Source organism: Microbacterium sp., assembly GCF_017305435.1.
Taxonomy (GTDB): domain Bacteria; phylum Actinomycetota; class Actinomycetes; order Actinomycetales; family Microbacteriaceae; genus Microbacterium.
Genome location: NZ_JAFKIP010000008.1, coordinates 181,504 through 195,782, shown reverse-complemented (window position 1 = coordinate 195,782; position 14,279 = coordinate 181,504). Strand labels below are relative to the sequence as shown.

The following is a 14,279-nucleotide window of genomic DNA, read 5'->3' as shown; positions in this document are numbered from 1 at the left end:
ATCGTAGAATATACTGTCGCCCGGGCCACCGCACCGCACTGCTCCCGCGGCCTCGGTCACGGATCGTGCACGGGCGATCAATCCGCCGGCGCACGGGCGAGGGACACTGGATGCCATCACTCTGGAGGAGACTGCGATGACGCACCATCACGACCACGCCGGCGGCAACCCCGATCTGCTTCCTCCGGGCGCCGTCGAGAGCGCACCGCGGCATCCGCGCGACCCGCTGACAGCCGCCGAGATCGACCGCGCGCGCGAGATCCTCGTCGGCGCGGGACTTCTCACCGAGAGCGTGCGGGTGCCGATGCTCCTGCCGGACGAGTACGACAAGACCGAACTCGCGGCCTGGAGGCCGGGCGACGAGATCGATCGCCGCGTCGATGTCACCCTGTTGGATGCCGCGACGGGCGACGTCACGGAGGCGATCGTGTCGATCACCCGCGGGGAGATCGTCTCTCAGCGCTCGTACGACACGACGACGGCTCCCTACGGACAGCCGCAGTACCTCTTCGAGGAGTACGAGCGGGCCGCCGAGATCGTGAAGGCCTCGACGGAGTGGCGGACCGCGATGACCCGCCGCGGCCTGGCGGACCGGATGGACCTCGCCTTCTGCGGCCCGCTCGCCCCCGGATTCGTCGGGCGCGAGAACGAGGTGGGCCGCCGCGTCATCCGCTCCCTCACGTTCCTGCGCGACAGCGAGGACGACATCCCGTGGGCGCATCCCGTCGAGGGGCTGATCGTGCACGTCGACCTCGTGACGAACGAGGTCATCGGCATCGAGGACGACGGCGACATCCCCGTCCCGGCCGGCAGCGGGAAGTACACGCCGGATGCCGTGGGCCCGGCCCGCGACACGCTCAAGCCGATCGAGATCACGCAGCCCGAGGGGCCGAGCTTCCATGTCGACGGCCATCACGTGCAGTGGGAGAACTGGTCGCTGCGCGTCGACTTCAACGCCCGCGAGGGCCTCGTGCTGCACGACGTGCGCTTCGACGACCGGTCCGTCCTCTCGCGCGCGAGCGTGCCAGAGATGGTCGTCCCCTACGGCGACACGAGCAACACGCGCTTCTGGATCAGCTACTTCGACGCCGGCGAGTACCTCCTCGGCAAGAACGGGAACCACCTCGAGCTCGGCTGCGACTGCCTCGGCGTCATCCGCTACTTCGACGGCTACGTCGCCGACGACCACGGGCACGCAGTCAAGATCCCGAACGTCGTGTGCATGCACGAGGAGGACTACGGCGTGCTGTGGAAGCACACCGAGCCGGGGCCCGTCGGCGCGCAGGTGCGCCGTTCGCGGCGCCTGGTCGTCTCGTACTTCTCCACGATCGGCAACTACGACTACGGCTTCTTCTGGTACTTCTACCTCGACGGCTCCATCCAGGTCGAGGCGAAGGCGACCGGCATCGTGTTCGTCGGCGCCGGGATCCCGGGCGCCGAGAACCGTCACGCCCCCGAGATCGCGCCGGGGGTATTCGCACCGGTCCACCAGCACCTGTTCTCGGCGCGGCTCGACGTCTCGATCGACGGTGACGACAACCGCCTCATCGAGATCGACGCCGCACGCATCCCGATGGGCGCGGACAATCCCTTCGGCAACGCCTTCACCTGGACGGCGACACCCCTGCGCACCGAACACGAGGCGCAGCGCCTCGCCGACACGTCCGTCGCGCGCGTGTGGGAGGTGCAGTCGGCGTCGAAGAGGAACTACATCGGCAAGCCGACCGCGTACCACCTCGTCCCCGAGCCGACCGCCCTGCTCATGGCCGACCCGGCATCCACCGTCGCGGCACGCGCCGCGTTCGCGACGAAGCACCTCTGGGGCACCGCGTACGACCCCGACGAGCGCTGGCCCGCCGGTCGGTACCCGAACGCCCACCAGGGCGGAGCCGGGCTCCCCGCCTACACGGCCGACGACCGCTCGATCGACGGCGAAGACCTCGTGCTCTGGCACACGTTCGGCCTCACCCACATCCCCCGCCCCGAGGACTGGCCCATCATGCCCGTCGACTACGCGGGGTTCTGGTTCAAGCCGTACGGGTTCAGCGACGTCAACCCCGCGATGGACGTCCCCGAATCGAGCCAGGCGCACGCCGTGCGATCGGGCGCCGAAGAGGCCGTCGACGGCGGCTGCGGTGAGGGCGCTGCCTGCACCTGCGGGCACTGAGCGCATGACCGTCGCCGATCTCGTCCTGCGCGGGGGCGCGGTCGTCACCTTCGCCGACTGGGCTCCGGGCGTGCCGCCGGCAGTGAGCGATGCCATTGCGATCGGCGGCGGCACGGTGCTGGCGGTCGGGCCCACGGTGGCCGAGCACATCGGTCCGCGCACCCGGGTCGTCGAGCTCGCCGGCCGCACCGTGATCCCCGGGATCAACGACACGCACCTGCATCTCGTCTGCTATGCGATGGCCCGGCACGGACTGCGCGATGTCTCATCGGCGTCGGTGCCGTCGTGGGAGGGCCTCGCCGAAGTGCTCACCGCGGATGCGATCGGCGACGACGGGTGGATCCGCGCGCAGGGGTGGGATGCCGAGGCCCTCGGTCGGCCCGGGACGACGGCTGACGTCGATCGCGCGCTCGCCGCACACGGGATCGAGGACGTCCCGACCGTGCTCCTCGACCGCACCGGACACCAGTTGCTCGTCGGATCGGCCGCGCTGGACGTCCTCGGCATCGACCGCGATACGCCCGACCCCGAGGGCGGCGTCGTCGTGCGCGACGAGTCCGGAGAGCCGACGGGAGTGTTCGCCGACGCGGCGACGGCTCTCGTCCTCCGCGCCCTTCCCGCCGTCGACGCCGACACTCTCGCCCGGGTCCTGATCGAGGCTCAGCGCGACCTGGCGGCCCTCGGAATCACCTCGGTCACCGACCCCGGGATCGGACCCGGGCATGCCACACTCTTCGATGGCTCGGCGTCGCCCGCCGCACTGACCGCGCTCGCCTCCCTCGCGCGCTCCGACCAGCTCACGGTGCGCACAGGGGTGCTGCTGACCTTCTCCGGCACGGGCGGCGAGACCGCGCAGAGTGTCAGGGCAGGCCTTGCCGGGCCTCTCCCACACGCCTTCGACGACCTCGACCCGCACATGCTGCGCGTCGCGGGCGTCAAGGTCTTCGCCGACGGCATCCAACGCAGCGGCACCGCCTGGCACCGCGAGCCCTACGGCGACCCTCCGGCTCGCGGACGCCTCTCCGTCGGCGGCGAGGACGACGCGGAACGCACGTCCACCCTGCGTGACGTGCTCGCCGCGATCGGAGCGTCGGGGCTGCAGGCCGGCGTGCACGCGACCGGTGATGCCGCCTCGGATGCCGTGGTCGACGCCCTCCTCGATCTCTCCGACACGGACCGCGCCGCCACCCCCTACCTCATCCACGGCGACTTCCTTCCCGCCTCCGGTATGCGGCAGCTCGCCGACGCGAACATCGGCTGGACCGCCAACCCCGTGATCTCGCGGATGGTCTCCGGGATCGGCCACGTGCTGCTCGGTCCGGAACGCCAGAGCGTGCGACAGCCACTCGGCTCCGCCCTCCGATCAGGAGTCACGGTGACCCTGTCCTCCGATGCCCCGGTGGTCGACCCCGATTGGCGTGAAGCCGTGATCACCGCGGTGCAGCGTTCGCAGGTCGACGGGATGCCGCGCTCCGGCGACCCCGAAGCGGTCTCCGTCCTCGATGCCGTCGCGATGATGACGGTGACCGCCGCCGTCCTCGACGGGGCCCGCGCGTCGAAGGGGACCCTTGCGCCGGGGCGGTGGGCCGATCTCGTCGTGCTGTCCGGGTCGCTGCCGAACGAGGATCACGTGGATGCGCTGCGCGACCTCTGTGTCGACCTCACTGTGGTGGGCGGCCGTGTCGTGTACGAACGCTGACCCCTCGTCAGGGGGCCGCCGACGCGCGCAGTCCGTCGAGAATCGCATCGAGCGCCGCGATCTGCCGTGCGGCCGTCGTCTCGTCGGGCATGAGCAGGCACATCACCTGCAGACCGGCGTTCATGCTCGAGATCTGATCGATGACCACTTCGTCGACGACGCCGTCGCCGATCTCCCCGTCGGCGCGCGCCTGATCGAGGAACGTCTGCATCTGCCGGCGCCAGTTGAGAGCGTTCGCCCGATGCGCGTTCCAGAGTTCGGGGTCCTGGACGGCACGATCCCAGAAGGCGACCACGACGCGCGACTCCTGCGCACGATCGCGATCGATCGGCATGATCTCGAGGCACAGCGTCCTCAATGCGCTGAGCCCTCTCTCGGCTTCGAGCTCAGCACGTGCGCGATCGTTCGTCCGGGTGTGGGCACGGACGAATGCTGCGGCGAGGACGCTCTCCTTGTTGGGGAAGTAGCGCTGGAGCGCACCGTGGGCGAACCCCGCCTCTGCGGCGATCTCGCGCATCGTGGCCTTCTCGAACCCCCCGCGGTGGATGAGTCGCCATGTGGCATCCACGATCTGTTCGCGACGCTCGTCATGGTCGACGATCTTCGGCATGTCGGCTCCTCCTCTGGAGAGAAGCCTACGGGGCGCGCTTTTTGTCTCCAAACGGTTACGTATCGTTACACAGCCGTAATGACAGCGCGACACAATCGGGAGTAGCTTTTAATCACCAACCGGTGACGAAAAGCAAGGGCGCCTCGTCCCAGACCGGGCGTCGACGACGACCCCGCTCACGGCCGTCGCTCCTGCCTCACCCATCCGATGCATTCTCGAAGGAGCCCACCATGTTGAAGTCCTCACACCGTCGCGCGGTGTTCGCTCTCGCCGCGGCGGCCGCCGCGGGCCTGTTCCTCAGCGCCTGCTCCTCCGACTCCGGATCCGCCGGCGGGCCGAGCGGAAGCGGTGCGACGACACTGAAGGTCGCGACCATCGGTCTCCTCTCCGACGGCGCTCTGCAGCTCGGCATCCAGCAGGGTTTCTTCTCGGATGAAGGGCTCGAGATCGAGACCTCGGTCGTGGCCAATCCCGCCGCAGGGCTCGCCGCCGCGCAGAGCGGCCAGGTCGACCTCGCGTACGCGCCCAGCATCCCCGTGCTGAACGCCCTCAGCCAGTCGGTGCCGCTGAAGATCGTCCAGGCCGCCGACGGCTACGCCGACGGCTACGCCGACGGCGATGCCGACGCCGCGGACGCCGACAAGAAGGACGACAGCGCGCTCTACGCGAGCGCTACAAGCGGGATCACATCGGTCGAGCAGCTCGCCGGCAAGACGATCGCCGTCCCCGCGCGCAAGGCTCAGCTCGAGGTGACGATCTCCGCAGCGCTGAGCGATGCCGGCGTCGATCCCGCGTCCATCAACTGGGTCGTCCTCGACTTCACCTCGGCGGCCGCCGCCCTCAAGGCGGGACAGGTCGACGCAGCCGGACTCGTCACGCCCTTCACCGACCAGGCCGCGGCCGACGGAGCCACGCACGTCGTCTCCCCCGGCATCCACTTCTTCCGTGAGGGTGCGGTCGGGCTGTGGGTCGCCGGAGCGAGCACCGTCGAGGGCAAGTCCTCCGCGATCGCCGGCTTCCAGCGAGCGATCGCCAAGGCCAACGCCTTTGCCAACGAGCACCCCGACGATGCCGTGCAGGCGGGCATCGACTACACGAAGTCGACGCTGACGGTCGCGGACGCCACCGTTCCCTACTGGCCCACGTCCGTGCGCGTCGAAGACATCCAACGCGTCAACGACAAGCTCGTCGCCCTCGGCTTCCTCGGCGCTCCCGTCGCCCTCGACGGCGTCATCATTCCGGAGCCCTGATGCATGCCTCCGCTCGCCAGCCGCTCGTGGGAGCGGCGGGGATCGCGACCGCGGTGGCGGCGTGGCAGTACGCCGCCACCGCGGGACCCCTCGCCGACTCGCCGCTCCCCACGGCATTCGATGCGATCGGACAGGCCGGCGCGCTCCTCGTGACGCCCGATCTCTGGTCTGCCGTCGCGAGCACACTCGGGATGGCGCTCGGCGGGCTGCTCCTGGCGGCGACGGCGGGAGTCCTCGTGGGCATCATGATCGGCGTCTCTCCGATCGCGATGCACGCGACGCGGATCCCCCTCGAGTTCCTCAAGCCGATCCCGCCCATCGTGATCCTCCCGGTCGTCGTCCTCATCTGGGGCCCGACCGCTGGCATGGGAGTCTTCCTCGTGTTCTTCGGGTGCGTCTTCGCCATCGCCATGCAGACCTCGGCCGGGGTCTTCGACACTGATCCGGTCGCCATCGCCACCTCGCGGTCGTACGGAATGGGTCGAGCCGAGATCCTGCGTTCCGTCATCCTCCCGAGCGCCCTCCCCTACATCGGCACGGCTCTTCGCGTCGCGGCGCCGACCGCGCTCATCGTCGCCGTCGTCGCGGGCCTGCTCGGAGGCGGCCCAGGCCTCGGCCAGAGCCTTCTGCTCGCGCAGCTCTCGGGCGACCAGACGCGACTGTTCGCCCATGTGCTCATCCTCGGAGCTCTCGGGCTCATCGTCGCAGGGATCAGCGAGTGGGGCGAGCGGCGGCTGCTGCATTGGCACCCGCAGTACCGGCCGGAGGCGACCCGATGAGCGCGCTGACCGGGCGTGTGAGCACCCGCGCGCTCCGCCGGCGCACCGCGCGCGCTCCGCGCGGCATGCTCGTCGCCATCGAGGTCCTTGTGCCGCTCCTCCTCCTCGCCGCCTGGTGGATCGGCTCCGCGAGATCGACGAACGCCTTCTTGCCGCCGCTCCAGACGATCCTGCAGCGGCTGGGACAGATGGCGCAGACACCCGTCTTCTGGACGAACGTCGGTTCGTCGGTCGGAAACCTCGCCCTCTCGTTCGCCCTGGCATCCGCGATCGGCGTCGGGATCGGCACGGTGTTCGGTCTCGTGCGCCCCATCGCCTGGTTCGTCGACCCCGTGGTGCACTTCTTCCGCGCCATCCCGCCTGTCGCGCTCGTCCCGATCTTCGTGGCGCTCCTCGGATTCGGCAACGAGACCCGCATCCTCTCGATCACCCTGGCCGCCCTCTTCCCGACGCTGATCGCGACGATCGACGGCGTGCGCAGCGTCGATCCCGTCCTCGGCATGGTGACGCGGGTCTACCGATTCCAGTGGCCCACGCGCGTGGCCCTCGTCGTCCTCCCCGCGGCGAGCCCGCGCATCCTCTCCGGAATGCAGGTGAGTCTCATGACCGCGTTCATCGTCATGATCGCGAGCGAGATGCTCGGCTCCTCCACAGGTCTCGGGGCGGCGACGCTGCTCGCGCAGCAGTCGTTCGCGATCGCCGACATGTGGGCCGGCATCCTCCTCCTCGGCGTCATCGGCTACGCCGCCTCGGCCCTGTTCGGGCTGTTCCGCAAGTGGATTCTTCGCTGGTACATCGCCGCCCAGCAGATCGGAAGAGAACTGTGAACGACACCACCGCGCACTCCGCGCCCACCGCGATGCCCGCGCCGACCCGAGCGGACGCCCCGGCACGGCTGTCGGTCCGCTCCCTGTCGAAGTCGTACCCGACCAAGAACGGCCCCGTCGTCGTCATCGCCGATCTGACCTTCGACGTGCGCGCCGGCGAGGTCGCGTGCATCGTCGGTCCGTCCGGCATCGGCAAGACGACACTGCTGAAGTGCCTCGCCGGCCTCCAGCCGGCCACCTCGGGTGTCGCGGCGATCGACGGGAATGTCATCGACGGCCCGCCGCGCGACCTCGCACTCGTCTTTCAGGAGTACACGCGCTCGCTCATGCCGTGGCTCACCGTCGAGCGCAACGTCGCACTGCCCTTGAAGCACCTCCGCCTGCCGAAGGCCGAGCGCGCTGCACGCATCTCCGGGGCTCTCGCCGCTGTCGGGCTCGCGGGAGCCGAGACGAAGTACCCTTGGCAGCTCTCCGGCGGGATGCAGCAGCGCGTCGCGATCGCGCGCGCCATCGCCTACCGGCCCGACGTGCTCATCATGGACGAGCCGTTCCCCTCCGTCGACGCACAGACGAGGTTCGACCTGGAGGACCTCTGTCTCAAGATCCGCGAGGAGTTCGGCATGACGATCGTGGTGGTCACTCATGACATCGACGAGGCCGTCTACCTCTCGGATCGGGTGGTCGTCCTCGGCGAGCGCCCGGCGAAAGTGACCCGCATCCTCGATGTCGCCTTCCCGGCGCCACGCGATCAGCTCACGACCCGCGCCGAGCCCTTGTTCGCCGAGTTGCGCAGCGAGATCCTGGGACTCATCCGGAAGGCGAACTGATGCAGGAGGGCGCCCGGGGGTACGAGAGCTTCCGCGGGCACGTCGAGGAGTTCACGTCGGACTCGCGCCCGTGGTGGCCGAAACCGTCGACCCGCCGACGAGGTCCGAACGTGGTGATGGTGCTCGTCGACGATCTCGGCTTCAGCGACCTCGGTCCGTTCGGCAGCGAGATCGACACGCCGCACATCGACGCACTCGCCCGCGAGGGCTGGACGTTCACGAACTATCACACCGCACCGATGTGCTCCCCCTCGCGCGCCGCGCTGCTCACGGGACTCAACCCCCACCGAGCGGGGTTCGGCTACGTCGCGCACATCGATCCCGGCTACCCCGGCTTCGCGTGCGAGCTTCCGGCGGATGCCCCGACGCTCGCCGAGTCCCTTCGGGCCGGTGGCTACGCCACCTTCATGGTCGGTAAGTGGCACCTCACCGTCGAGTCCCGACTGCACGATGCGGCGGACAAGTCGTCATGGCCGCTCCAGCGGGGATTCGACCGCTATTTCGGGTGCATGGACGGCTTCACCTCGCTGCACCATCCGCACCGCCTGGTGTCGGACAACTCCCCGCTCGACGTGCCCGAGTTCGCGCCGGAGTACTTCCTCACCGACGACCTCACCGACCGGGCCATCGGGATGATCGACGACCTCCGCACGAACGACCCGCACCGCCCGTTCTTCCTCTACTTCGCCCACACCTCCGTCCACGGCCCGATCCAGGCCAAGGACATCGACATCGCGAAGTACCGCGGCCGCTATGAAGCGGGCTGGAACGTGCTGCGTGCGGAGCGGTTCGAGCGGCAGCGTCATGCGGGGATCGTCTCGGAGGACGCCACCCTGCCGGCCGACGATGATCCGGATGCCGCGGGCATCCGTCCCTGGGAGGACCTCTCCCCCTCTGAGCACGAGCTCTTCGCGCGTCACATGGAGGCCTACGCCGCCGCCGTCGACGAGATCGATCAGAGCATCGGACGTCTCCTGGCCCGCCTCGACGAGCTCGGAGAGCGTGAGGACACCATCATCATCGTGACGAGCGACAACGGTGGCACCGCGGAGGGCGGCCCGTCGGGAACGCGCAGTTACTTCGCCCAGTTCGGCATCGACACTCCACTGCCGGAGGGATGGATCGCAGACGCGCCGCGGGACCCGTCACTGATCGGCGGTCCCCGGATGTTCAGCCAGTACCCGTCGGGCTGGGCGCGCGTCTCGAACACACCGTTCCGCGCTTTCAAGTCGACTCCCTACGAGGGCGGGGTGCACGCTCCGCTCGTGCTGTCCTGGCCGAACGCACCGCGCGCCGAACTGGCCGGCCTCCGGCGTCAGTTCGTCTTCGTCTCCGACATCGCGCCGACCGTGCTCGACCTCGTCGGCGTCGCACCGCTCGTCCAACGCGCGGGGGTACCGGCCACCGACGTCGACGGTCGGTCGTTCGTGCACGCCCTCGAAGACCCGGCATCCGTTTCCCGCACCCGTCAGTACTTCGAGGTCGGCGGTCAGCGCGCGCTGTACGAGAACGGCCTGAAAGTCGTCTCCCCCACCGCGCCCCGCAAGGAGGAAGGCGCCGCGGGAGGACGCTGGGAACTGTACGACCTCCGCACCGACCCCACCGAGACGAGGGATCTCGCCGACGGCGACCCCGGCACGGTGGCGCGTCTCGCCGCGCAGTGGCGCGAGGAGGCGTGGTCCAACACGGTCTTCCCCCTCGACGATGACGGGTCGCTCGGAACGGTGCGCCCCGAGACGGAGGCGGTCCTCGCCGAGCCCGTGACACTGCCCGCATTCCGTCCGCCCCTCGAGCGCTTCCGATCGGCGAAGCTCACGGTCCTCCGGTCGTTCCGTGTCGAGATCGACATCGAGACGACACCGCTGTCGACCGGCGTGCTCCTCGCTCACGGCGACCAGGGCGGCGGCTACTCGCTCGCGCTGGAGGACGGTCGGCTGGCCCTCGCCTACAACGCATACGGGCTCATGCATCGGGCGACCTCAGAGCCGCTCCCGCCGGGGAGACACGAGCTCGTGCTGGTGTTCGACGAGCAGCCCGAGCTGCGCTGGTCGCTCACCGTCCTCGCCGCCGGTCGGAGCCTCGTCGGACTGGGAAGCGTGCCGATGCTTCTCGGGATGGCGCCCTTCACCGGGATCAGCGTCGGATACGACTACGGCAGCCCCGTCGACTGGGACCGGTACGAACGCACCGGCGCGTCACGCTTCACCGGCGGCGATCTCAGACGCGTGCGCTACGTTCCCGGAGCGCGCTCGCCGTTCGATCCTGGCGTGCTGCGCGCCATCGACGAGGCCGTGAGTGCCCTTGCGGACTGAACGGCACGATGAGCACCTCTCTCCCTCGAGCCGGCACGGACCCGAATCATTGGCCGTGGGCGGCGGAAAGAGCTATCATGGGCGGACATCAGATCGTATACGATGACGTCCACGGTCCAGAATCGAGGTTCCGGCGATGCCGACGACTTTCCGTGATGCGGTGGTCTCCACCACGATCGCGCGCGACATCAGCGCCTTCCGCGCGGCGGTCAACGACTCGTTCGTGCCTCTGCACGTGACTTCCCGCCGCTCCGACCGCTTCCGCGGCGTCATCCGCGGCGCCGGGATCGACGAGGTGCACATCAGCGACGTCCGCGCGACCGAGCACGTCGTCGAGCGCACGCCCGAGCTCATCGCACGCGACGACCGCCCGCACTTCAAGGTCAGCCTCATGCTGGCCGGCACGGGCCTCCTGATCCAGGACGACCGCGAGGCCGTCCTCACCCCCGGCGACCTCGCCGTGTACGACACGAGCCGCCCGTACACGCTCACGTTCGACGAAGACTTCCGCACGATGGTGGTGATGTTCCCCCGCCACCTCATCACCCTCCCCGCCGACATGGTGGGGCAGTTGACCGCCGTGCGCATCGCGGGATCGGAGGGGCTCGGCGCCGTCGTCAGCCCCTACCTCATGCAGCTGGCGGCGAATCTGGACCAGTTCCGCGGCTCGACGGGGGCGCGCCTCGCCCACAGCGCGCTCGATCTCGTCACGACCGTCTTCACCCGCGAGCTCGGGCTCGACGACGCCCTCGCCGACCCGCATCGGGCCCTCATGCAGCGGATCCGCTCGCACATCGAGCGCAACCTCGCGTCCGCCGATCTCGGACCGACGTCGATCGCGGCGGCGCACTTCATCTCCACGCGGCATCTGCACGGCCTGTTCCAGGCGCAGGGCACGACGGTGTCGACGTGGATCCGCACACGCCGGCTCGAACAGTGCCGCCGCGACCTGATCGACCCCGTGCTGGCAGACCGTCCGGTCGCGGCGATCGCCGCGCGCTGGGGCTTCGTGGACGCCGCGCACTTCAGCCGCGCTTTCAAGACCGCGTTCGACGTGTCGCCGAGCGAGTTCCGCGCCGCGCACTGACCCGTCGGTGACGCGGGCGACGCGGGCGCCGTTGCCGGACCGTGACCGGGCTTGCCGCTGCGGGCACGCCGGTTGACTGACCGCGCGCGAACCCCGCGAACACCTTGAGCGCCGTGGGCGCGGGTTCGACGATGGGCACAGGTTCCGCACCGCCGCGGAATCGGTCGAAGGAGCCCATCGCATGACTGACCTCTCCGCACCCGCAGCGCCTGACGCGACGTCCGATCCGGCTCTCGACGAATGGCGCACGTACGACGAGTTCGCCGCCGGCATCGACACCTTCCGTCTGCCGAATGCCGCGCTCGCCGGCGAGCGCGTGAACCTCACGCTCGACGACGGCACCCGCATCGACCTCGCGTTCGACACCGACGAGGTCACGTGGTCGGCCGGCGGCGCCATCCAGGTGGATGCCGGTACGCGCGACCCCTACGACGCCGTCGCCGTCCGTGACGACGTCCTCTTCGTGAACCTCCCGCTGACGAGCCGCGAGCGGGAAGCGGTCACTCTGATCTGGTCCACGCGCACGCGCCGCGCCCTCGCCGTCGTCTCGCGGATCGCCGCCGAGCCCGTCGAGGGCACACCGCAGGTGACCCAGCAGTTCCTCGCCGGCACCCTCGACGGCGGCGAGCCCACGGGTTCCGCACCCGCCCCCAGCCGCGATCTCATCGGCAAGCGCAACATCTACCGCTACAGTCCGAACCACCTCTACGAGCACGTGTACCTCTCCAGCCAGCGCTACAGCTGGCAGTGCCTGCAGGGCGTGCAGCGCGGCCACGGCGACACCGATCTGTCGACCGTGTGGCGCTTCGACGACGGCCTCTACCTCTTCTGCTTCCGGGAGTTCCGGATCGCCGTCGCCAGTGTGTGGCTGCACGATCTCGGCTACGCGCTGCGGACGACCGGCATCTTCCTCGGCCTGAACGGCGCCGGCGCCTCGGAGCACTCGCGTGCCGGCGGCCACATCTACCCGCTCGGCTCCGTCAGCTACCCCGACGCGCAGCCCGTCTGACGATCGAGGCATCCCTCATGAGCCACGCAGACATCATCCGCCGCCACTACGACGCGTCCGACCGCGGCGACGTCGACGGCATGATCGCCGATCTGGACCCCGCCGTCCGATGGACCGAAGCGGCGGGCTTCCCCTACGCGGGCACCTACGTCGGAGCGGAAGCCGTCGTCGCGGGCGTGTTCTCCCGCCTGCAGGACGACTGGGACGGCTACACCCTGTCGATCGACGAGATCGTCGACGGCGGCGATGTCGTCGTCGGGATCGGGACGTACTCCGGCACCCATCGCGGCACCGGGCGCTTCTTCGCCGCCCGGGTCGCGCACGTGTGGCGACTCGAGAGCGGTCGCGTCGTCGCCTTCGAGCAGTTCACCGACACCGAACTCGTCAACCGCGCCGTGCGCGGATGACGCACGCCGAGAACCGGCACCCGAGACGCCGCACCATGCGGCACCAAGAGAGGCAGGACACCATGCAGCGAAAGATCATCCCGGCCGCGGCGTTCGCCGTCGCCGCCGCGCTCGCGCTCTCCGGCTGCGCCGGGTCGGGCGGCGACAGCGGCAGCGGGGGCGGAGGCGACATCGTCGTCGGCTCGGTCAACACCATCAGCGGCGCAGCGACGTTCCCCGAGGCATCCCAGGCGGCTGCCGCCGTCTTCGACGCGTTCAACGAGGCGGGCGGCCTCAACGGCCGCAAGATCTCGTACAAGGCGCTCGACGACAAGGGCGACCCGGCGACCGCGACCGCGAGCGCCCGCGAGATCGTCGGCAGCGACGGCGCCGTCGCGATGGTCGGCTCCGCGAGCCTCATCGAGTGCGACCTCAACGCCAAGTACTACGCACAGGAGGGCATCCTCTCCATCCCCGGAGTCGGCGTCGACACGGGCTGCTTCGACAACACCGACACGATCTCGCCGGCCAACGTCGGGCCGTTCAACGACCTCACGCTGACGCTCCTGTACGGCTCGGAGGAGCTGAAGCTCGACGACATCTGCGTGCTGCTCGAGATCGCCGGCTCCACCCGCCCCGCCTACCAGGCCGCGATCGACAAGTGGACCGAGATCACCGGCAAGAAGCCGCTGTACATCGATGACACCGTGCCCTACGGCGCCTCGGACTACACGCCGTACATCGTGAAGGCCCGTCAGCAGGGCTGCAAGGCGCTCGCGATCAACCCCGTCGAACCCGACGCGATCGGTCAGGTCAAGGCCGCGAACGCGCAGGGCTGGAACGACGTGACGTGGCTGTACCTCACGAGCGTCTACAGCGAGAACTTCGCGAAGGCGATCGACGACGCCGGTGCCGGCATCTACGTTCCCGCCGAGTTCTACCCGTTCACCGAGGACAGCGACATCAACAAGGAGTGGCGCGACCTCATGACGAAGAACAACATCCCGCTGACCTCCTTCAGCCAGGGCGGGTTCCTCGCCGCGACCTACTTCATCGAGGCGCTGAAGAAGGTCGATGGGGATGTCACGCGCGAGTCGGTGTCCAAGGCCATCAAGGCGATGGACCCGATCGAGAACCCCATGGTCGGCGACCCGTACACCTTCGGCACGATCCCGACGGCAGGTTGGCCGATCGTCCTGAAGAGCGGCACCCACGCGTGGGAGAAGATCGCCGACGACTGGCTGCGGATCCCCTGATCCCCGCCTGAGCGGCACCTGCCGCGCACCTGCACATCGGGGTGGCCCGCACACCGGTGTGCAGGTGCGC

At 69.5% G+C, this 14,279-nt stretch carries 12 protein-coding genes; 11 read left to right on the top strand and 1 reads right to left on the bottom strand.

Annotation, left to right across the window (positions count from 1 at the left end; genetic code table 11):
- Positions 1-136: 136 nt before the first annotated feature.
- On the top strand, positions 137-2,167 hold the full coding sequence (locus J0I43_RS15125; protein WP_292865704.1) for a primary-amine oxidase: 2,031 nt from the start codon (positions 137-139) through the stop codon (positions 2,165-2,167).
- Positions 2,168-2,171: 4 nt separating this feature from the next.
- Positions 2,172-3,866: an amidohydrolase gene (locus tag J0I43_RS15120; protein WP_292865701.1), complete on the top strand. Its 1,695-nt coding sequence runs from the start codon at positions 2,172-2,174 to the stop codon at positions 3,864-3,866.
- A 7-nt stretch (positions 3,867-3,873) separates the two neighbouring features.
- Here J0I43_RS15120 and J0I43_RS15115 read toward each other — a convergent pair whose 3' ends face one another.
- The gene (locus tag J0I43_RS15115) at positions 3,874-4,476 is read right to left on the bottom strand and encodes a TetR/AcrR family transcriptional regulator (RefSeq protein WP_292865698.1); all 603 of its coding nucleotides are present in this window, start codon (positions 4,474-4,476) and stop codon (positions 3,874-3,876) included.
- 230 nt (positions 4,477-4,706) lie between these two features.
- Between J0I43_RS15115 and J0I43_RS15110 the strand changes: the two genes are divergently transcribed.
- From J0I43_RS15110 to J0I43_RS15070, 9 genes are all read left to right on the top strand, one after another.
- On the top strand, positions 4,707-5,726 hold the full coding sequence (locus J0I43_RS15110; RefSeq protein ID WP_292865695.1) for an ABC transporter substrate-binding protein: 1,020 nt from the start codon (positions 4,707-4,709) through the stop codon (positions 5,724-5,726).
- The gene (locus J0I43_RS15105; RefSeq protein ID WP_292865692.1) at positions 5,726-6,505 is read left to right on the top strand and encodes an ABC transporter permease; all 780 of its coding nucleotides are present in this window, start codon (positions 5,726-5,728) and stop codon (positions 6,503-6,505) included. The genes J0I43_RS15110 and J0I43_RS15105 overlap by 1 nt, the downstream gene beginning before the upstream one ends.
- Complete coding sequence (locus J0I43_RS15100; RefSeq protein WP_292865689.1) at positions 6,502-7,332, top strand: ABC transporter permease; 831 nt, start codon at positions 6,502-6,504, stop codon at positions 7,330-7,332. Before J0I43_RS15105 ends, J0I43_RS15100 begins: the two co-directional genes overlap by 4 nt.
- 32 nt (positions 7,333-7,364) lie before the next feature.
- Positions 7,365-8,159 carry an ABC transporter ATP-binding protein gene (locus J0I43_RS15095; protein WP_292865956.1) on the top strand — a complete coding sequence of 265 codons (795 nt, stop codon included), beginning with the start codon at positions 7,365-7,367 and terminating at the stop codon, positions 8,157-8,159.
- On the top strand, positions 8,159-10,471 hold the full coding sequence (locus J0I43_RS15090; RefSeq protein WP_292865685.1) for an arylsulfatase: 2,313 nt from the start codon (positions 8,159-8,161) through the stop codon (positions 10,469-10,471). The genes J0I43_RS15095 and J0I43_RS15090 overlap by 1 nt, the downstream gene beginning before the upstream one ends.
- A gap of 136 nt (positions 10,472-10,607) precedes the next feature.
- Complete coding sequence (locus J0I43_RS15085) at positions 10,608-11,558, top strand: helix-turn-helix domain-containing protein (protein ID WP_292865682.1); 951 nt, start codon at positions 10,608-10,610, stop codon at positions 11,556-11,558.
- A 181-nt stretch (positions 11,559-11,739) separates the two neighbouring features.
- Positions 11,740-12,567: a MoaF C-terminal domain-containing protein gene (locus J0I43_RS15080; RefSeq protein WP_292865679.1), complete on the top strand. Its 828-nt coding sequence runs from the start codon at positions 11,740-11,742 to the stop codon at positions 12,565-12,567.
- A 17-nt stretch (positions 12,568-12,584) separates the two neighbouring features.
- A complete protein-coding gene (locus J0I43_RS15075) occupies positions 12,585-12,974 on the top strand; it encodes a nuclear transport factor 2 family protein (protein ID WP_292865676.1) in 390 nt (129 codons plus the stop codon).
- A 62-nt stretch (positions 12,975-13,036) separates the two neighbouring features.
- Positions 13,037-14,209 carry an ABC transporter substrate-binding protein gene (locus J0I43_RS15070; RefSeq protein WP_292865673.1) on the top strand — a complete coding sequence of 391 codons (1,173 nt, stop codon included), beginning with the start codon at positions 13,037-13,039 and terminating at the stop codon, positions 14,207-14,209.
- Positions 14,210-14,279: the final 70 nt, after the last annotated feature.